At 69.5% G+C, this 18910-nt stretch carries 19 protein-coding genes; 9 read left to right on the top strand and 10 right to left on the bottom strand.

What is annotated here, in order from left to right; all coding sequences use genetic code 11:
- Positions 1-20 precede the first annotated feature (20 nt).
- Complete coding sequence (disA, locus tag ACIBAF_RS28875) at positions 21-1145, top strand: DNA integrity scanning diadenylate cyclase DisA (protein WP_399466849.1); 1125 nt, start codon at positions 21-23, stop codon at positions 1143-1145.
- A gap of 17 nt (positions 1146-1162) precedes the next feature.
- On the opposite strand, the gene ACIBAF_RS28870 is transcribed toward disA, so the two are convergent.
- The gene (locus ACIBAF_RS28870) at positions 1163-1999 is read right to left on the bottom strand and encodes a hypothetical protein (protein ID WP_399466847.1); all 837 of its coding nucleotides are present in this window, start codon (positions 1997-1999) and stop codon (positions 1163-1165) included.
- 260 nt (positions 2000-2259) lie between these two features.
- Between ACIBAF_RS28870 and ACIBAF_RS28865 the strand changes: the two genes are divergently transcribed.
- The 5 genes from ACIBAF_RS28865 to cseC all read left to right on the top strand — a co-directional run bounded on the left by ACIBAF_RS28865 (position 2260) and on the right by cseC (position 7051).
- The gene (locus tag ACIBAF_RS28865; RefSeq protein ID WP_399466845.1) at positions 2260-3192 is read left to right on the top strand and encodes an A/G-specific adenine glycosylase; all 933 of its coding nucleotides are present in this window, start codon (positions 2260-2262) and stop codon (positions 3190-3192) included.
- A gap of 327 nt (positions 3193-3519) precedes the next feature.
- Positions 3520-4062: a SigE family RNA polymerase sigma factor gene (locus ACIBAF_RS28860; RefSeq protein ID WP_399466843.1), complete on the top strand. Its 543-nt coding sequence runs from the start codon at positions 3520-3522 to the stop codon at positions 4060-4062.
- Positions 4047-4709 carry a hypothetical protein gene (locus tag ACIBAF_RS28855; RefSeq protein ID WP_399466841.1) on the top strand — a complete coding sequence of 221 codons (663 nt, stop codon included), beginning with the start codon at positions 4047-4049 and terminating at the stop codon, positions 4707-4709. The genes ACIBAF_RS28860 and ACIBAF_RS28855 overlap by 16 nt, the downstream gene beginning before the upstream one ends.
- 277 nt (positions 4710-4986) lie before the next feature.
- Entirely contained in the window at positions 4987-5688 is a 702-nt protein-coding gene (cseB, locus tag ACIBAF_RS28850) for a two-component system response regulator CseB (RefSeq protein ID WP_079660666.1), read from the top strand.
- 19 nt (positions 5689-5707) lie between these two features.
- Positions 5708-7051, top strand: a complete 1344-nt coding sequence (cseC, locus tag ACIBAF_RS28845) for a two-component system sensor histidine kinase CseC (protein WP_399466839.1) — start codon at positions 5708-5710, stop codon at positions 7049-7051.
- A 282-nt stretch (positions 7052-7333) separates the two neighbouring features.
- On the opposite strand, the gene ACIBAF_RS28840 is transcribed toward cseC, so the two are convergent.
- Positions 7334-8914, bottom strand: coding sequence for an MDR family MFS transporter (locus ACIBAF_RS28840; RefSeq protein WP_399466837.1), 1581 nt, complete (start codon positions 8912-8914; stop codon positions 7334-7336).
- Positions 8915-9081: 167 nt separating this feature from the next.
- Between ACIBAF_RS28840 and ACIBAF_RS28835 the strand changes: the two genes are divergently transcribed.
- Entirely contained in the window at positions 9082-9669 is a 588-nt protein-coding gene (locus ACIBAF_RS28835; RefSeq protein ID WP_399466835.1) for a TetR/AcrR family transcriptional regulator, read from the top strand.
- An 11-nt stretch (positions 9670-9680) separates the two neighbouring features.
- Here the strand turns inward: ACIBAF_RS28835 and ACIBAF_RS28830 are convergent, their stop codons facing one another.
- Positions 9681-10262 carry a M23 family metallopeptidase gene (locus tag ACIBAF_RS28830; RefSeq protein WP_399466833.1) on the bottom strand — a complete coding sequence of 194 codons (582 nt, stop codon included), beginning with the start codon at positions 10260-10262 and terminating at the stop codon, positions 9681-9683.
- Positions 10263-10779: 517 nt separating this feature from the next.
- On the opposite strand from ACIBAF_RS28830, the gene ACIBAF_RS28825 reads away from it, so the two are divergent.
- Positions 10780-11433, top strand: a complete 654-nt coding sequence (locus ACIBAF_RS28825) for an HAD family acid phosphatase (RefSeq protein WP_399466831.1) — start codon at positions 10780-10782, stop codon at positions 11431-11433.
- A gap of 101 nt (positions 11434-11534) precedes the next feature.
- Here ACIBAF_RS28825 and ACIBAF_RS28820 read toward each other — a convergent pair whose 3' ends face one another.
- A complete protein-coding gene (locus tag ACIBAF_RS28820; RefSeq protein ID WP_079660672.1) occupies positions 11535-14060 on the bottom strand; it encodes an ATP-dependent Clp protease ATP-binding subunit in 2526 nt (841 codons plus the stop codon).
- Positions 14061-14490: 430 nt separating this feature from the next.
- On the opposite strand from ACIBAF_RS28820, the gene ACIBAF_RS28815 reads away from it, so the two are divergent.
- Entirely contained in the window at positions 14491-15228 is a 738-nt protein-coding gene (locus ACIBAF_RS28815) for an SCO3374 family protein (RefSeq protein WP_399466829.1), read from the top strand.
- Here ACIBAF_RS28815 and ACIBAF_RS28810 read toward each other — a convergent pair.
- The 6 genes from ACIBAF_RS28810 to ACIBAF_RS28785 all read right to left on the bottom strand — a co-directional run bounded on the left by ACIBAF_RS28810 (position 15207) and on the right by ACIBAF_RS28785 (position 18898).
- Complete coding sequence (locus ACIBAF_RS28810) at positions 15207-15542, bottom strand: Lsr2 family protein (RefSeq protein WP_399466827.1); 336 nt, start codon at positions 15540-15542, stop codon at positions 15207-15209. The genes ACIBAF_RS28815 and ACIBAF_RS28810 overlap by 22 nt on opposite strands.
- Before the next feature lie 224 nt (positions 15543-15766).
- Positions 15767-16315 carry an amino-acid N-acetyltransferase gene (locus tag ACIBAF_RS28805; RefSeq protein ID WP_399466826.1) on the bottom strand — a complete coding sequence of 183 codons (549 nt, stop codon included), beginning with the start codon at positions 16313-16315 and terminating at the stop codon, positions 15767-15769.
- 10 nt (positions 16316-16325) lie between these two features.
- Positions 16326-16769 carry a BlaI/MecI/CopY family transcriptional regulator gene (locus ACIBAF_RS28800; RefSeq protein WP_399466824.1) on the bottom strand — a complete coding sequence of 148 codons (444 nt, stop codon included), beginning with the start codon at positions 16767-16769 and terminating at the stop codon, positions 16326-16328.
- 173 nt (positions 16770-16942) lie between these two features.
- Positions 16943-17122 carry a hypothetical protein gene (locus tag ACIBAF_RS28795; RefSeq protein WP_399466823.1) on the bottom strand — a complete coding sequence of 60 codons (180 nt, stop codon included), beginning with the start codon at positions 17120-17122 and terminating at the stop codon, positions 16943-16945.
- Between the two features lie 63 nt (positions 17123-17185).
- A complete protein-coding gene (locus ACIBAF_RS28790; protein WP_399466890.1) occupies positions 17186-17908 on the bottom strand; it encodes a hypothetical protein in 723 nt (240 codons plus the stop codon).
- A gap of 192 nt (positions 17909-18100) precedes the next feature.
- The gene (locus tag ACIBAF_RS28785) at positions 18101-18898 is read right to left on the bottom strand and encodes a type III pantothenate kinase (protein WP_079660679.1); all 798 of its coding nucleotides are present in this window, start codon (positions 18896-18898) and stop codon (positions 18101-18103) included.
- Positions 18899-18910 lie beyond the last annotated feature (12 nt).

Genomic DNA, 18910 nt, shown 5'->3' with positions numbered 1-18910 from the left:
CCTGTGACCGGAGGAGTGCAGTGGCAGCCAACGACCGGGCGGCAGCTCCCGGAAAGTCCGGTGGGAGTTCCGGTGCCGACGGCCTGATGCGCGCCGCGCTGAGCGCGGTCGCCCCCGGTACAGCCCTGCGCGACGGCCTGGAACGGGTGCTGCGAGGCAACACCGGCGGACTCATCGTGCTGGGCTCCGACAAGACGGTCGAGGCGATGTGCACGGGCGGCTTCGTCCTGGACGTGGAGTTCGCGGCGACGCGCCTGCGCGAGCTGTGCAAGCTCGACGGCGGCATCGTGGTCTCCTCCGACCTGTCGAAGATCCTCCGGGCCGGCGTCCAGCTGGTGCCGGACCCCACCATCCCCACGGAGGAGACGGGCACCCGGCACCGCACGGCGGACCGGGTCAGCAAGCAGGTCGGCTTCCCGGTCGTCTCGGTCTCCCAGTCCATGCGCCTGATCGCCCTGTACGTCGACGGACAGCGCCGTGTCCTGGAGGACTCGGCGGCGATCCTGTCCCGCGCGAACCAGGCCCTGGCGACCCTGGAGCGCTACAAGCTCCGGCTGGACGAGGTCGCGGGAACGTTGTCAGCGCTGGAGATCGAGGACCTGGTGACGGTCCGGGACGTCTCCGCGGTGGCCCAGCGCCTGGAGATGGTCCGTCGCATCGCCACCGAAATCGCCGAATACGTGGTCGAACTGGGCACGGACGGGCGTCTGCTCGCCCTCCAGCTCGACGAGTTGATCGCCGGCGTGGAACCGGAGCGCGAGCTGGTGGTCCGGGACTACGTGCCCGAGCCCACCGCCAAGCGCTCCCGCACGGTCGAAGAGGCGCTGTACGAGCTGGACGCGCTCACCCACGCCGAGCTCCTCGAACTGTCCACGGTGGCCCGCGCGTTGGGCTACACCGGCTCCCCCGAGGCCCTCGACTCGGCAGTCTCCCCGCGCGGCTTCCGGCTGCTGGCGAAGGTGCCGCGCCTGCCCGGCGCGATCATCGACCGCCTGGTGGAGCACTTCGGCGGCCTGCAGAAGCTCCTCGCCGCGAGCGTCGACGACCTCCAGACGGTGGACGGCGTGGGCGAGGCAAGGGCGCGCAGCGTCCGCGAGGGCCTGTCGCGCCTGGCGGAGTCGTCGATCCTGGAGCGGTACGTCTAGGTCGGTTGCAGCCGGTCCTAGTCGTCCTTCAGCACGAACGACGTCTGTGCCTTCGCGAACCCCGGGGCCTTGGCCTCCACCAGGTACGTCCCCGCTCCGGCCGTTCCCGCCGGAGGCGTTGCGCACTCCGGGGCGCTCGGCTTGCGGTCCCACTTCAGGGTGTACGTGAAGCTGTCCCCGGCCGGCACCCGGTACAGCAGGCCCCCGGACGCCTTGGGGCAGTCCGCGGACGACCAGTAGTCGTCGTGGGCGCCCGTCTTGGTGATCGTCAGCACCGCGGTCTTCGGTCCGAGATCGACCTTGCAGTCGCTTCCCGAGCTGTTCTTCGCGATCAGCTGGAAGGTGGGCGTCTGGTCCGGCGAGTAGACGTTCTGGACGCTGCGCAGGCTCAACGTGACCACGCCGGCGGTGCAGTTGGGCAGTGTCGTCCCGGCCGGCAACGTCGTCGCCGTACCGCTCCCGCCACCGCTGCCGTTGGAGCTGTCGCCGTTGACGCCGTCGTCGTCGACGCCGGAGCCCGCCGAGCCGCCGCCCGAGCCCCCGGAGCCGGAGCCGCCCCCGGAGCCCGAGTCCGACCCCGAACCGGCCCCGCTGGTGGCGCCCTGGCTCGACTCGTCACGCCCGCCCGGGTTTTGGCTGATCGCGGGCCCGGATCCGGAGGGCCCCGGCGTGATGGAGGACGCGGGATTCTTGCCGCCGCCCCCGTCGGCGCCGTTCTTGCCGCCGCCTCCGCCCGACGTCACCACCCATAGGATCAGCAGCGCCAACAGGGCGAACACGGACAGCAGTACGACCCTCCGACGCCAGTAGATGGAGGAGGGAAGCGGCCCGACCGGATTGCGCAGAGATCCCACGGCGCAAACTGTACGAGAGATCGACGCGTTCGCTGGCCCCACCCGCCGCCGCGACGACAACTTTTCCGGATCATCATCCCGGAAACCACGGCCCCCGCGCCCGACTTCGGCCCGCACGCCCCGCTCCCCTTGTTGATCGCACCCGTCACACCTCTGGCCATGGCCGCGGCACGCGCGCGTGCCCGCGCTCCCGGCGCCCAACCCGGGCGAGTGGCGGTACGCGCGCGTGCCCCGGTACGCATGGCAGGATCGGAAGGGCCATGACTGCGCCCACGAAGCCCCCGCACAGCAGCCCCGCCAGCGCCGACGCCGACGCCCCCGGAGCGGACCTGCACTCCCCGGTGATCGACTGGTTCGACGACAACGCCCGCGACCTGCCCTGGCGGCGCCCCGACGCCGGCGCGTGGGGTGTGCTGGTCAGCGAGTTCATGCTCCAGCAGACGCCCGTCAGCCGCGTCCTGCCGGTCTACGAGCAGTGGCTCGCCCGCTGGCCGCGCCCCGCCGACCTGGCCGCCGACGCGCCCGGCGAGGCCGTACGCGCGTGGGGGCGGCTCGGCTACCCGCGCCGCGCCCTGCGGCTGCACGGCGCCGCGGCGGCGATAACGGAACGGCACGGCGGCGACGTGCCGTCGGACCACGCACAGCTGCTCGCGCTCCCCGGCATCGGCGAGTACACGGCCGCGGCCGTCGCCTCCTTCGCGTACGGGCAGCGGCACGCCGTCCTGGACACCAACGTCCGCCGCGTCTTCGCGCGGGCCGTCACGGGCGTGCAGTACCCGCCCACCGCCACGACGGCCGCCGAGCGCAAGCTGGCCCGCGCCCTGCTGCCCGACGACGAGCCGACCGCCGCGCGCTGGGCCGCCGCGTCCATGGAACTCGGAGCGCTCGTCTGCACGGCCAAGAACGAGACCTGCGTGCGCTGCCCGATCGCCGCGCAGTGCGCCTGGCGGCTCGCGGGCAAGCCGGAGCACGACGGCCCGCCGCGCCGCGGCCAGACGTACGCGGGCACCGACCGTCAGGTCAGGGGCAAGCTGCTCGCCGTCCTGCGCGAGGCGCACGCGCCCGTGCCGCAGTCGGCGCTCGACCGGGTGTGGCACGAGCCGGTGCAACGCGCGCGTGCGCTCGACGGCCTCGTCGCGGACGGGCTGGTGGAGCCGCTCCCGGGCGGGCTGTACCGCCTGCCGCTGACCTGACAGAGGTCTCGCGCCCAGGTCTGACGCACGGTCATTTCACAGACAAGCGGCTTCGTTACGGCCGACGACGAGCCTTTGTCACAGCCGACCGCCGGATAAATCGACCCATATCCACATCATTAACCCCGCCCCCTTACCCCGAACCCATCGCCGTTACACAACCGACGGACAGCTGAGCGCTAGCCGAAGGCTGCTTCGCACAGCGCCGTGACAACACCTCCGTAGCTTCAGTTGCGTACCCGGCAGGGACACGACGGGTTACAGACCAGAAGCAGTGAACCGGCGGCGGACAGTCCGTCGGAACGGGGAATTCGGAGGCGGTTGACCATGGCGCAGGGCGAGGTGCTCGAGTTCGAGGAGTATGTCCGCACCCGGCAGGACGCGCTGCTGCGCAGCGCCCGCCGACTGGTCCCGGACCCGGTCGACGCGCAGGACCTCCTGCAGACCGCCCTCGCCCGGACGTACGGCCGCTGGGACGGCATCGCGGACAAGCGGCTCGCGGACGCCTACCTGCGCCGGGTCATGATCAACACGCGGACCGAGTGGTGGCGGGCCCGCAAGCTCGAGGAAGTCCCCACCGAGCAGCTCCCGGACGCCTGTGTGGACGACTCCACCCAGCAGCACGCGGACCGCGCCCTGCTGATGGACGCGATGAAGGTGCTCGCTCCGAAGCAGCGCAGCGTCGTGGTGCTGCGACACTGGGAGCAGATGTCCACGGAGGAGACGGCCGCCGCCCTCGGCATGTCGACGGGAACGGTCAAGAGCACGCTGCACCGGGCGCTCGCCCGGCTCCGCGAGGAGCTGGAAGCCCGCGATCTGGACGCACGCGCGCTGGAGCGTGAGGAGCGGGAGCGTTGCGCGGCGGCCTGACCGAGGCCGGGCCCACACCGGCCCGAGGCACCATCCAGGCGGCGATCACGGCGATGTCCGTGCTCGCCGCCCTCGCCCTTTTCGTCTCCGCCTGCGCCACCGGCGGCACCGGCGCCCGTGACGAGGGCCCGGCCCACACCGACGCCATGGCGGGCGCCACGGCCCCACCCTCCGCCGCCCCCACCGACACCCCCGGCCGGGCGGACGCGGTTCAGCTCATCAAGGACGACCCCGCGGTCTCGGCGGAGGTCAAGCGCGAGCTGAAGCCCTGCGCCGGCGACGAGTACCCGGTCGACGTCTCGTACGGCAACCTCACCGGCGGCTCCGGCAACGACCTCGTCGTCAACGTTCTCACCTGCGGCGACCTCGTCGGCGTCGGCTCGTACGTGTACCGGGAGAGCGACGGCGGCTATGAGAACGTGTTCAAGGCCGAGGAGCCCCCGGTCTACGCGGAGATCGACCGGGGCGACCTGGTAGTGACCAAGCAGGTGTACGAGAAGGGCGACCCGGTCTCCAACCCGTCCGGCGAGAACGTGATCACCTACCGCTGGGCCGCGGGCCGCTTCATGAAGGAGTTCAGCTGGCACAACGACTACAGCAACGTCGGCGACGGAGAACCGCCGGCGGTGCCGTCGGAGGCCGGCTGACCTGCCCGGGATCGGTCGGCCGAAAAAATCTTCCGGCAGCGTGAACCGATCGGGCCTCTCGTTCCGATCAATGGGTGTCGGGTGAGGCGGGCCGCACGAAAAATGAACGCCCGTCGCGCTACGGGCGTCCCTTCAAAGGGCACCCTCGACAGGACACCGACAGCTTGAGGGACCGCAGACTGGCAGCACACGGACTGACGGGCCTCAGGCTGACGGCCGACCCGCGCACCACAACGCATACGCATCGCATACCCATACGAGAACTGAGAGCACCGGGATGGCAGACCAGACACACGTCCTGTTCGTCGAGGACGACGACGTCATCCGCGAAGCCACCCAGCTCGCCCTGGAGCGGGACGGCTTCGCGGTCACCGCGATGCCCGACGGTCTGTCGGGTCTGGAGGCGTTCCGTGCCGACCGCCCCGACATCGCGCTCTTGGACGTCATGGTGCCCGGACTGGACGGCGTGAGCCTGTGCCGGCGCATCCGGGACGAGTCCACCGTTCCGGTGATCATGCTGTCGGCGCGCGCCGACTCCATCGACGTCGTCCTCGGCCTGGAGGCCGGCGCCGACGACTATGTGACCAAGCCCTTCGACGGCGCCGTGCTGGTCGCCCGGATCCGCGCCGTGCTGCGCCGCTTCGGCCACGCGGGCGGCGGCGACCGCACCGAGCCCGCCGCCTCCGCCGCCGGTGGCGTGCTGACCTTCGGCGACCTGGAGGTCGACACGGAGGGCATGGAGGTGCGCCGGGCCGGACAGCCGGTGGCGCTGACCCCGACCGAGATGCGCCTGCTGCTGGAGTTCTCCTCCGCTCCGGGCACGGTCCTCTCGCGCGACAAACTGCTGGAGCGGGTGTGGGACTACGGCTGGGGCGGCGACACCCGGGTCGTCGACGTCCATGTGCAGCGGCTGCGAACCAAGATCGGACAGGACCGTATCGAGACGGTCCGCGGCTTCGGCTACAAGCTGAAGGCCTGAGCGGGGCAGGGGCAGGAGTATGCGGGGGATGATCCGGCACCTGGTTCCGGCCCGTACGGAGCGCATGGGCATCCGTACGGGTCTGCGGTGGAAGCTGAGCGCGGCGATCGCGCTGGTCGGTGCGCTCGTGGCGATCACGCTGAGCCTGGTCGTGCACAACGCCGCACGCGTGTCCATGCTGGACAACGCGCGCGACCTCGCCGACGAGCGCGTCGGGATCGCCCAGCGCAACTACGAGGCGTCGGGGCGGCTGAACTTCCCCAACATCAAGATCGATGACTCGAACCTGCCGCCGGCGTTGGAGGAGAAGGTCCGGGACGGCCGCCGGGCCACGTTCGTCTCCGACCGCGCGGGCGGTGTGCCGGACATCTGGGCGGCCGTGCCGGTCAAGGACGGGCATGTGCTGTCCCTGCACACCGGGTTCACCGACCGCAGCACGGACATCCTCAACGACCTCGACCAGGCTCTGGTGATCGGCTCGATCGCGGTCGTCCTCGGCGGCAGCGCGCTCGGCGTCCTCATCGGCGGGCAGCTCTCGCGTCGGCTGCGCAAGGCGGCGGCCGCGGCGAACCAGGTCGCCAGGGGCGAGTCGGACGTCCGCGTACGGGACGCCATCGGCGGCGTCGTGCGGGACGAGACCGACGACCTGGCGAGCGCGGTCGACGCCATGGCGGACACGCTTCAGGAACGGCTGGAGGCCGAGCGCCGGGTCACCGCCGACATCGCGCACGAACTGCGCACCCCGGTGACGGGACTGCTGACGGCCGCCGAGCTGCTGCCGCCGGGCCGGCCGACGGAGCTGGTCCTGGACCGGGCGAAGGCCATGCGCACCCTCGTCGAGGACGTGCTGGAGGTGGCCCGTCTCGACGGCGCCTCGGAGCGGGCCGAGCTGCAGGACATCGTGCTGGGCGAGTTCGTGGCCCGGCGGGTGGCGGCCAAGGACCCGGACATCGAGGTGCGGGTGGTGCACGAGTCGATGGTCACGACCGACCCGCGCCGCCTGGAGCGGGTTCTGTTCAACCTTCTCGCCAACGCCGCCCGGCACGGCAAGCCGCCGATCCAGGTCACCGTCGAGGGCCGGGTCATCCGGGTCCGCGACCATGGCCCCGGCTTCCCCGCGGACCTGCTCGCCGAGGGGCCGAGCCGCTTCCGTACCGGCAGCACCGACCGCGCCGGGCACGGCCACGGGCTCGGCCTCACCATCGCGGCAGGCCAGGCCCGTGTCCTGGGCGCCCGGCTGACCTTCCGCAACGTACGGCCCGCGGGAGCCCCGGAGCACATACCGTCCGAGGGCGCCGTCGCCGTCCTGTGGCTGCCCGAGCACGCGCCGACGAACACGGGAAGCTATCCGACGATGCCGTGAGGGCGGGCCGTGCGAACCGCGACCGGTGCGCTGGGTCGGCGAGTACCGGTTGCCGTTGTCGTCGCGGAAGACCTCCTCGATGCCGTACGGCCGCTCCTGTGGCGGAGCATCTCCTCCTGTGGCGGAGCCATCTCCTCGGCCCGCTGAGGCCCGACTTGAGGCAGCGACCGTCGGAGGAACCCCCACCGGGGTCAACCGTGTCCGCGAGAGCGGCGCCTGTTCAGGCGCACAGGAAGGCCCCCCGGGGCGGACACCGCCGGGAGGCCTTCGTTCAGGGCGAGGTCAGACCTCGACCATGGTGGGCGGCGCGGACGCCGTTCCGCCGCTCGCCTCGTCCCCCTTCTGCGGCCCCGCCCCCTTCAGCGGAACCTCCTTCACGAACACCGCCGCAACCAGGGCGGCCACCGCCACCACGGCTCCCAGCAGGAACGCCGAGTGCGTGCCGGCCGACACCGCGTGCTGGTAGGCCTCCCGGGCTGCCGCGGGCAGCTTGGCCAGGCTGGCGGCGTCCAGCTGCGCGGACTGCTCGGTGACCTTCGAGCCCAGTGCACCGGCCCGCTCGGACATGACGTCCTGGACCCGGTTGTTGAACAGCGCGCCCATGATCGCGACGCCGAAGGAGGAGCCAAGCGTACGGAAGAGGGTGGTGGACGAGGACGCGACGCCCATGTCCTTCATCTCGACGCTGTTCTGCGCGACCAGCATCGTGATCTGCATCAGGCAGCCCATGCCGAGTCCGACGACGGCCATGAAGACACCGGAGGTGAAGCGGCTGGTCCCGGTGTCCATCGTGGACAGCAGGTACAGGCCGATGACCATGAGGACGCTGCCGACCACCGGGAAGATCTTGTACTTGCCGCTGTTCGTGGTCACCCGGCCGGCGACCATCGAGGTGACCAGCATGGCGCCGAGCATCGGCAGGAGCAGCAGCCCGGAGTTGGTCGCGGAGGCGCCCTGCACGGACTGCTGGTACAGCGGCAGGAAGAGGGTCGCGCCGAACATCACGAAGCCGGTGATGAAGCCGATGATCGACATCAGGGTGAAGTTGCGGCTGCGGAAGATGTGCAGCGGCACGATCGGCTCGGCAGCCTTGGTCTGCCAGTACACGAACCCGATGAGCGAGGCGACGCCGATGCCGATGAGTTCCATGATCCGCGCGGACGTCCAGGCGTACTCCGTGCCGCCCCAGGTGGTGACGAGGACGATGGAGGTGATGCCGACGGTCAGCAGCACGACACCGAGGTAGTCGATGCCCGCCTTCGACCGCTTCTTCGGCAGGTGCAGGACGGTGCTGATGAGAGCCAGCGACACCGCGCCGAGCGGCAGGTTGATGTAGAAGGACCAGCGCCAGCCCCAGTTGTCGGTGATGGTGCCGCCGACGAGCGGGCCGCCGATCATCGCGAGCGCCATGACGCCGGCCATCATGCCCTGGTACTTGCCGCGCTCACGCGGCGGGATCAGGTCGCCGATGATCGCCATCACGCCGACCATCAGACCGCCCGCGCCGAGGCCCTGGATCGCGCGGAAGCCGATGAGCTCGCCCATGTTCTGGGCCATGCCGCTGAGCGCGGACCCGATCAGGAAGAGCACGATCGACGACATGAAGACGCCCTTGCGGCCGTACATGTCGCCGAGCTTGCCCCAGATCGGGGTGGAGGCGGCGGTCGCGAGGGTGTACGCGGTCACCACCCAGGAAAGGTGTTCGAGCCCGCCGAGTTCGCCGACGATCGTCGGCATCGCGGTGCCCACGATCATGTTGTCGAGCATCGCGAGCATCATCGTGATCATCAGCGCGAGCAGGACGACCCGCACGCTCCTGGGCGGTTTCTCCGCCCCGCTCTTCGCTGTCTTCGTGTCCGCCATCTTCCCCACTCCCCTGGGTACTCCCCCCGACCGGCCACTTACTTGCCGCCCGGCTAGTTCACTACACTGGGAAGGTAGACCTGTCACTAGCCGGGCGTCAAGTAAGTTCCTGCCTCAGACTAGCCGGGCGGCAAGTAAGTGTCCGCGGGAGCTCAAGGAGTACGAGGATGGACGTCACCATGGACAGCACGAAGCAGCAGCGCCGGGGCAACACCCGACAGCGCATCCAGGACGTGGCGCTCGAACTCTTCGCCGAGCAGGGCTACGAGAAGACCTCCCTCCGCGAGATCGCGGAGCGCCTGGAGGTCACCAAGGCTGCCCTGTATTACCACTTCAAGACCAAGGAAGAGATCCTCGTCAGCATCTTCATGGATCTGACGAAGCCGATCGAGGACCTGATCGAGTGGGGCCGGAACCAGCCGCACACCCTGGAGACCAAGCAGGAGCTCGTCCGCCGCTACAGCCAGGCCCTCTCCGAGGCGACCCCGCTCTTCCGCTTCATGCAGGAGAACCAGGCGACGGTGCGGGAACTCCAGATCGGCGACTCGTTCAAGGACCGCACGCGCAGCCTGCGCGACATCATCATCGACCCGGACGCCCCCCTGACCGACCAGGTCCGCTGCGTCAGCGCCATCTTCACGCTGCACGCCGGCATGTTCTTCCTGCAGGACCTCGAAGGCGACCCCGAGGACAAGCGGGAAGCCGTCCTCGAGGTCGCCATCGATCTGGTGACGCAGGCGCACCGGGGCGCCTGATCACGAGGGCGTCAGACCTTCACGCCCTTGGCGTGCAGGAAGGCGACGGGGTCGATCGCCGAGCCGTAGTTCGCGGTCGTACGGATCTCGAAGTGCAGGTGCGGACCGCTGGAGTTGCCGGTGTTGCCGGACAGGGCGATCTTCTGCCCCGTCTTGACGATCTGGCCGACCTTCACGTCGATCTGCGAGAGGTGGGCGTACTGCGAGTAGACGCCGTTGGCGTGCTTGATCACGATGGCGTTGCCGTAGGCCGGGCCGTCACCGGCGCCGTTGCCGCCGGCCTTGACCACGGTGCCGCCGTGCGCGGCCATCACCTTGGTGCCGCTCGGCACGGCGAAGTCCTGACCGCTGTGGGTGGACTGCCACATGGCGCCGGCCTGGGCGAAGCCCGCGGACAGCGTGTACTTCTTCACCGGGTCGATCCAGGAGGCGGCGGAGACGGCCGTCTTGGCGGCGGGCGCGGCAGCAGGCGCAGCGGCGGACGCCACTCCGGTTCCCAGCACGACCGAGGCGCCGACGACGGCGGCCCCGACGGCCACGCGGGTGCGGAGCAGGGACGTACGGGAAGAACGGAACGTGACGCGCTGGAACATCGAAGACCTCATGGGGACGGGGACAGAGGAAACCACCCGGCACGAAGCTCTGCCGGAGTGGCCATCCCTTGGTAACCCGGGGGCCCACATACCCCCAAACGTGTGATCTACGATGGAAGCTAGTAATTCATGCTAAAACTTCCCACTTATTGACAGATCACCCTTTCCCGACACTTTCGACACCGGTCCACGCCGGAGGCCGGAGCGAAGCTCAGGACTTCAAGGCCAATGCCCCTTTTGCGCCTATTTGCGATGCGACTATCCGGCCTAGTAGGACCCGATTCGCCTGTGCGGCATGTCACCGGCCGCCCGCCTCAAGGGACTTCGGAATGTGACGGCGGCTACTCCCGCACCCCGCAGGCCACTTGTGACCCCGGTCACGATCGCAGACACGGGTCTGTGACCAGCCTCTCATCGACCACTACCGTCCAGTAACCCGCTGGTTCCCCTCAGGCCACCCCCAGCGATCAGCATGCCCACGACACTGGCAACGCAAGGACGCGAGAGGACCCCACACATGACCAGAGGCACCTGGACGCGCCGCATAGCCATGACCGCCGCGGCGACGGCCGCGGTCACCGCGATGGCCGTCCCGGCCGGCGCCCAGGCCGCGACGGCCACCGGCACCTCCACCGGCACCTCCACCGTCGCCACAGCCTCCGCGGCCGCCGCGGAGGACGTCGACTACGCCACCTGGCAGCAGGACTGCCAGGCCGTGATGAACAAGGCCCTGCCGGCACTGAAGCAGCGCATCGCCGCCGCCAAGCCGGGCGAGAAGCAGGCGATCGTCTTCGACATCGACAACACCACCCTGGAGACCGACTTCGGCTTCAGCTACCCGCAGCCGGCCAACAAACCGGTCCTCGACGTCGCCAAGTACGCCCAGGAGCACGGCGTCTCCCTGTTCTTCGTCACCGCCCGCCCGGGCATCATCTCCGGGGTGACCGACTACAACCTCAAGTACGTCGGCTACCAGGTCTCCGGGCTCTATGTGCGCGGCTTCCTCGACCTCTTCAAGGACGTCGCCGCCTACAAGACCGCCCAGCGCGTGAACATCGAGAGCAAGGGCTACACGATCATCGCGAACATCGGCAACAGCGCCACCGACCTCTCCGGCGGCCACGCCGAGACGACGTACAAGCTGCCGGACTACGACGGGCAGCTGTCGTAACCGCATCGCGGACATGCAAGAGGGGCCGGTGCCTTTCAGCACCGGCCCCTCTTGTCAGCCCGGACGGAGGCTTGACTCCCGGAGGCTCAACCCCCGGAGGGTCACGCGTCCTTGCTCAGGTTCGGTCCGGCGCCGCCGGCCGCCTGCTCGATCGGCGGAACGTCGGGCAGGGCCGACTTCTCCTCGCCGCGGAAGGTGAAGGTCTTGGTCTCACCCTCGCCCTCCGTGTCCACGACCACGATGTGACCGGGGCGCAGCTCGCCGAAGAGGATCTTCTCCGAGAGCGTGTCCTCGATCTCGCGCTGGATGGTGCGACGCAGCGGACGCGCACCCAGCACCGGGTCGTAACCCTTCTTGGACAGCAGCTCCTTGGCGGACTGGGAGAGCTCGATGCCCATGTCCCGGTCCTTCAGGCGCTCGTCGACCTTGCCGATCATCAGGTCGACGATCCGCAGGATGTCCTCCTGCGTCAGCTGCGGGAAGACGACCACGTCGTCGACGCGGTTGAGGAACTCGGGGCGGAAGTGCTGCTTGAGCTCGTCCGAGACCTTGTTCTTCATGCGCTCGTAGTTGGACTTCTTGTCGCCCGAGGCCGCGAAGCCCAGGTTGAAGCCCTTGGAGATGTCCCGGGTGCCGAGGTTGGTCGTCATGATGATGACCGTGTTCTTGAAGTCCACGACCCGGCCCTGGGAGTCGGTCAGACGACCGTCCTCCAGGATCTGCAGCAGCGAGTTGAAGATGTCCGGGTGGGCCTTCTCGACCTCGTCGAAGAGGACGACGGAGAACGGCTTGCGGCGGACCTTCTCGGTCAGCTGGCCGCCCTCTTCGTAGCCCACGTATCCGGGCGGGGAACCGAAGAGACGCGACACCGTGTGCTTCTCGCTGAACTCCGACATGTCGAGGGAGATCAGCGCGTCCTCGTCACCGAAGAGGAACTCGGCGAGCGCCTTGGAGAGTTCGGTCTTACCGACACCGGACGGGCCGGCGAAGATGAACGAACCACCCGGACGCTTCGGGTCCTTGAGTCCGGCGCGCGTACGACGGATCGCCTTCGACAGCGCCTTGACGGCGTCGACCTGACCGATGACCCGCTTGTGGAGCTCGTCCTCCATGCGCAGCAGACGCGAGGACTCCTCCTCGGTCAGCTTGAAGACCGGGATGCCGGTGGCGGTCGCGAGGACCTCGGCGATCAGCTCGCCGTCGACCTCGGCGACGACGTCCATGTCGCCGGCCTTCCACTCCTTCTCCCGCTTGGCCTTGGCGGCCAGGAGCTGCTTCTCCTTGTCGCGGAGGGAGGCGGCCTTCTCGAAGTCCTGCGAGTCGATCGCGGACTCCTTGTCGCGGCGCACGCCCGCGATCTTCTCGTCGAACTCGCGCAGGTCCGGCGGCGCGGTCATCCGGCGGATGCGCATCCGGGAACCGGCCTCGTCGATCAGGTCGATCGCCTTGTCCGGCAGGAAGCGGTCCGAGATGTACCGGTCGGCCAGGGTGGCGGCCTGGACCAGCGCCTCGTCCGTGATGGAGACGCGGTGGTGGGCCTCGTACCGGTCACGCAGACCCTTGAGGATCTCGATCGTGTGCGGCAGAGACGGCTCGGCGACCTGGATGGGCTGGAAGCGGCGCTCGAGGGCCGCGTCCTTCTCCAGGTGCTTGCGGTACTCGTCCAGCGTGGTGGCGCCGATGGTCTGCAGCTCACCGCGGGCCAGCATCGGCTTCAGGATCGAAGCGGCGTCGATGGCGCCCTCGGCGGCGCCCGCACCGACCAGCGTGTGCAGCTCGTCGATGAACAGGATGATGTCGCCGCGGGTGCGGATCTCCTTGAGGACCTTCTTCAGGCGCTCCTCGAAGTCACCGCGGTAGCGGGAGCCGGCGACCAGCGCGCCGAGGTCCAGGGTGTAGAGGTGCTTGTCCTTGAGGGTCTCGGGCACCTCGCCCTTGACGATGGCCTGGGCGAGGCCCTCGACGACGGCGGTCTTGCCGACGCCGGGCTCACCGATCAGGACCGGGTTGTTCTTGGTACGGCGGGACAGCACCTGCATGACCCGCTCGATCTCCTTCTCGCGCCCGATGACCGGGTCGAGCTTGGACTCACGAGCGGCCTGGGTGAGGTTCCGGCCGAACTGGTCGAGGACCAGGGACGTCGAGGGCGTGCCCTCGGCAGGCCCGCCGGCGGTGGCGGTCTCCTTGCCCTGGTAACCGGAGAGCAGCTGGATGACCTGCTGCCGCACCCGGTTGAGATCTGCGCCCAGCTTGACGAGGACCTGGGCGGCGACGCCCTCGCCCTCGCGGATCAGGCCGAGCAGGATGTGCTCCGTGCCGATGTAGTTGTGGCCCAGCTGAAGGGCCTCGCGGAGCGACAGCTCCAGGACCTTCTTGGCACGGGGGGTGAAGGGGATGTGCCCGGACGGGGCCTGCTGGCCCTGGCCGATGATCTCCTCCACCTGCTGGCGGACCGCCTCGAGCGAAATCCCGAGGCTCTCAAGGGCCTTGGCGGCGACACCCTCACCCTCGTGGATCAGGCCCAGGAGGATGTGCTCGGTGCCGATGTAGTTGTGGTTGAGCATCCGGGCTTCTTCCTGAGCCAGGACGACAACCCGCCGCGCGCGGTCGGTGAACCTCTCGAACATCGTTAATCGCTCCTCAGAGCGGTCAGGCAGTGGGGGGAACTTCCCCTCCCTGTCCTTCCGCAGCTTAGTCCCGCAAGCGGGGACCGCTCATTCCAACTGCCGACACCGTCGATGGCCTCCTGACCCCGAACGCCGACATCTGCTCCAACCCGATGGTGCGAGACGATGTTCCCGCAGGCCAGGCAGTTACCCCACTCGCCAGTACGCCGATGGCGAACGTGAGACGGCCTTTTCTGCGTGTCGCCCCCTCCCACTAGGGATGTCTTACCCGCTGGGACGGACACTCCATGCGGTGCGCACCGGTTCCCTCCGCTATGGGCGAACAACCTTGCGCCTCCCGGCACCCCCACCCGCCCCGTTTGTCGACACACGGCGCAGCCGTGGGAACACCCAGCGTAACTCGCGGGCCTTTTGGGCGGTTGCACTTGGCATGGTTGGCTCAGTCCCCCCGGCTGCCGGCTCGGCCGCCTCTGCGATCCTCACGGTTCCCCTCCCCCGACGGCCGCTCGATCCGGATGATCCGGCGGACCGGATCCGCGGCTGGTACGAGAACGAACTGGGCTGGGCGACCGTGCCCGGGGATCCGGTACGACTTTTGGTGGGCGAGCGCTTCGACGTACTGGACGTACCGGCCGAGGCGGGCCTCGCGGCCCTGCGGCGCCTGGCGCCGGGCTCGCCGGTGGCCTCGCGGGGCGACCGGCTATGGCTGCTCGTGGCAGCGGGCGGCGCGGAGGAGGTGCCGGGGATCCTGCAGTGGCTGGAATGGGGCGCCCTGCCCCTGGACCTGACGGCGATCGGCGCGGGCGGGTGCATGGAGGCGCCCTTGTCACCCGACCTGAACGCGGGCCGGCCTGCGGGCGGCCGGGACGTGAGCCGCGATCCGGGTCGCGATCCGAGCCGCGATCAAGGGCTTGTGTCGAGTGGTGTTCCGGACCGCGTCGCGGGGCCCCTCACGGGCTTGAACACCCCCGGGCCGGTGCAGGGGGCCGCCGTGTGGCTGCGGCCCCCCGTGGCAGGGCGCGAGGTCGAGACCTCGCTGCCGACGATGTCGGCCTTGGGGGGCGTTGGGGACGCCCCCGATCTCGTACGGCTGGTGGACACGCTGGCGACGCATTGTCACCGTGTCCGGCTGCGGGGCGCGAGCGGTCAGCCGTTGGCCTTCTCGTAGGCCTCGCGAATGGACGCGGGAACACGGCCACGGTCATTGACCTCGTAACCGTTCTCCTTCGCCCACGCACGGATCTGAGCGGTGTCCTGGCTGCCACCGGAAGCGGCGCGCGCCTTTCCACGCCCACCCGAAGCACGGCCACCGGTACGACGGCCACCCTTCACGTAGGGCTCGAGAAGTCCACGGAGCTTGTCCGCATTGGTAGTCGTGAGATCGATCTCGAACGTCTTGCCGTCCAGCGCGAACGTCACGGTCTCGTCCGCCTCGCCGCCGTCGAGGTCGTCGACAAGAAGGACCTGAACCTTCTGTGCCACCGGATTTCCTTTCATCGAAAACGTGAGGGACGGGGTCCGCGGCGTCCGCCGTTTAGCCGCGCCCTGTTATATGCAGTACTGCAGTACGTCCGAAAGCAAACCGCTTTTCCTGGGAAAACACAAACCCCTGACAGAGACCGGCAGCCCGCCTCGGTCCGGAAACGTGCGCGTTTCGGACATAGGGAACCCCGGCTAGGAGGGTCGGGCGGAATGGACGGCCACGATCACAGATGCAGAAGCATCCGGCTGTTGCCCAAGGTGTTCGGTTTCACTCGTTCGAGTCCGAGGAACTCCGCGACGCCCTCGTCATAGGAACGCAACAGCTCCGCGTAGACATCGGTGTCGACCGGCGTCTCGCCGATCTCCACGAAGCCGTGCTTGCCGAAGAACTCCACTTCGAAGGTCAGGCAGAAAACGCGGCGAACCCCGAGCCAGCGTGCGGTGTGGAGCAACTTCTCCAACAACTGGTGACCGACGCCGGCGCCCTTCAGTCCGGGCTTCACCGCGAGAGTGCGGACTTCTGCCAGGTCTTCCCACATGACGTGCAGGGCGCCGCAGCCGACCACCTCGGCGTTGTCGTCGCGTTCGGCCACCCAGAACTCCTGGATGTCCTCGTAAAGCGTCACCGTCGCTTTGTCGAGCAGGATGCCGCCGCGGACGTAGGCGTCAAGCAGACGGCGGACGACGGGGACATCGCCGGTCCGGGCCCGTCGGACGGTGATGGCTTTAGCGGTGACTTCGGGGTTCTCGGCGGAGGGACTCTCTGCGGACATGTGCCGGACGCTATCGCCCGTCGGCCTCCGTTGCCGAGGCGGGGTTCTCCCCTGTAGTCGCCGTACTTGCCGCACTTGTCGCACTCCCTGTGCTCCCGGCGCTCTCCTCAGTTGCGGGTTCGGCGGTTTCGGGGCCTTGGACCATGCGTACCGCGTCGCGCAGCGCGTGTCGCTGTTCGTCGCTCATCATCCCGAAGAAGGCGACGAGAGCGGCTGCGGGGTTGTCGCTCTGCGCCCAGGCGTCGTTCATCAGGGCGGCAGCGTAGGCGGCCCGGGTGGAGACCGCCTCATATCGATAGGCCCGGCCTTCCGCTTCGCGGCGCACCCAGCCCTTCTGATGGAGATTGTCCAAAACGGTCATCACGGTGGTGTACGCGATGGACCGTTCCTGCTGAAGGTCTTCCAGGACTTCTCGAACGGTCACAGGGCGGTTCCACTTCCACACCCGCGTCATGACCGCGTCTTCGAGTTCTCCCAATGGGCGAGGCACAGCTCAGAACAATAGTGGGAGATCTTGCCGATCGCGTGCCGAACGTGCACTTTCATCAGCAAACAGGAACAAAAAGGGCGTGCGGGCCCCGAAAGGAGCCGCACGCCCTGGATGGCCGCGGAAGCGTCGTGAGCAGGTCAGGCGTCGGGGCTCGCGGAGGCCTGGCGGGTGCTCTCCGCGCGCGCGAGTGCGGCGTCGACGACCGCGTCCTCCTTGGCCTTGTTGGCCCCGCCCTGGGTCTTCACGATCACCCTGATCACACCGATGAAGAACACGGCCATGACGACGGGGGGCACGAGCGCGGAGACGTAGTCCATGGATCCAGGGTAGCCAGGGAGGAACGGGACATCCGGGCGGGGTCGCCCGGCGGCTGCCCGGTGTCAGCCCGCGGCCAGCCGCTGCTGGTCAGGGGCGGCGGGCGGCGGGGTCGGTTTGCGGCGCGGGAAGACCTCGCCCGGCGTGGGAATGGGCCGGCGGGCGGGCTCCGGGGCGGACGGCTCGGCGGGGCCGGGAGCGGGGCGGGGCCCGGGAGCGGGGTGGGGCGCCGGTGCGGGCGCGGCCGGCTTCTCGGCGGGTTTCTTCCTCGACTCCTCGCCCGGGCGCTCGCCCGCGCCCTCGGTCGCGGCGGAGAGGCGGGCGCAGCCGTCGCCGGAACGGCCCCCAGGAAGGGCCAGGAGGCGCGTACGTGACGCCGGGACGGCGGGAGCGGGCACGGAGAGCCTCCGGGCCGTGCGGCGGGCCAGGCGGGCGCGTACGTCCTGTTCGGCGAGTGTCTGACAGCGGTCAAGGAGGACGGCGGCCGTCGGGTTGCCGCGCAGGGCGCGGAGCGCGGCGAGGTCGTCGGGGTCGGGCCGGTAGCCGGTGGCCAGGACCTCCTCCAGGAGCGCGAGGTAGCCGGCGGCAGTGCCGGGGAGGGCGGCGCGGTACCGGGCGAGGTCGGCCACCAGGAAGGCCCGCAGCCGGGCGGCCTCGCGCATCGCCTCGTCGAGGGACTCGGCGAGGCGATGGCAGTCCTGGACGTCCTCGGCGGAGACGGGGCCGGGGTGGAGGGCGAGGGCGAGGGCGCGGCGGAGCACACGCAGCTCCTCCGCGCCGAACGCCATGCCGCCGCGGGATCCGTAGGGCGTGGGCATGCGGCGACGATACGCGCTAATCAGACAAATTCGACATAAACGACAGGTGTGGCGCGCCCCGAATCCAACCGAATCCGCCCTGGTGGTCCTCTGTGCCGGCCCGTGCCGGCGTGCGTCGGCGTGCGTCGGAGGGCGGCCGCGTCGGCTCCGCCGGTTCGCCGCTCACATGCGCGAGACGTTGCGCTCGTACACCAGGCGCAGCCCGATCAGCGTCAGCCACGGCTCGTGTTCGTCGATCACCGAGGACTCTCCGAGGACCGTCGGCGCCAGTCCGCCCGTGGCGATCACCGTCACGTCGTCCGGGTCGTCCGCCAGCTCTCGGGCCATCCTGGTCACCACTCCGTCGACCTGGCCGGCGAACCCGTAGACGATGCCGGACTGCATCGCCTCGACCGTGTTCTTGCCGATCACGCTCCGGGGTCTGGCCAGCTCGATCTTGCGCAGCTGGGCGGCCTTGACGCCCAGGGCCTCGACGGAGATCTCGATGCCCGGGGCGATGACGCCGCCGACGTACTCCCCGCGCGCGGAGACCGCGTCGAACGTCGTCGCCGTTCCGAAGTCGACGACGATCGCCGGGCCGCCGTAGAGCTCGTTGGCCGCGACCGCGTTGATGATGCGGTCGGCGCCGACCTCCTTGGGGTTGTCGAAAAGGATCGGCACGCCCGTCTTCACGCCGGGTTCGACGAGCACCGCGGGGACGTCGCCGTAGTAGCGCCGCGTCACCTCGCGCAGCTCGTGCAGCACGGAGGGCACGGTGGCACAGATCGCGATCCCGTCGATGCCGTCGCCCAGATCGTCCCCGAGGAGCGGGTGCATGCCCATGAGGCCCTGCAGGAGTACGGCGAGTTCGTCCGCGGTGCGGCGGGCGTCGGTGGAGATCCGCCAGTGCTCGACGATGTCCTCACCGTCGAACAGGCCGAGCACGGTGTGCGTGTTGCCCACGTCGATCGTCAGCAGCATGGCCGTTCCCCG

The sequence above is a fragment of the Streptomyces sp. NPDC051677 genome (genome assembly GCF_044453465.1).
Classification (GTDB): Bacteria; Actinomycetota; Actinomycetes; order Streptomycetales; family Streptomycetaceae; genus Streptomyces.
The sequence above is the reverse complement of the archived record's forward strand: the minus strand, read 5'-3'. Positions and strand labels throughout refer to the sequence as shown.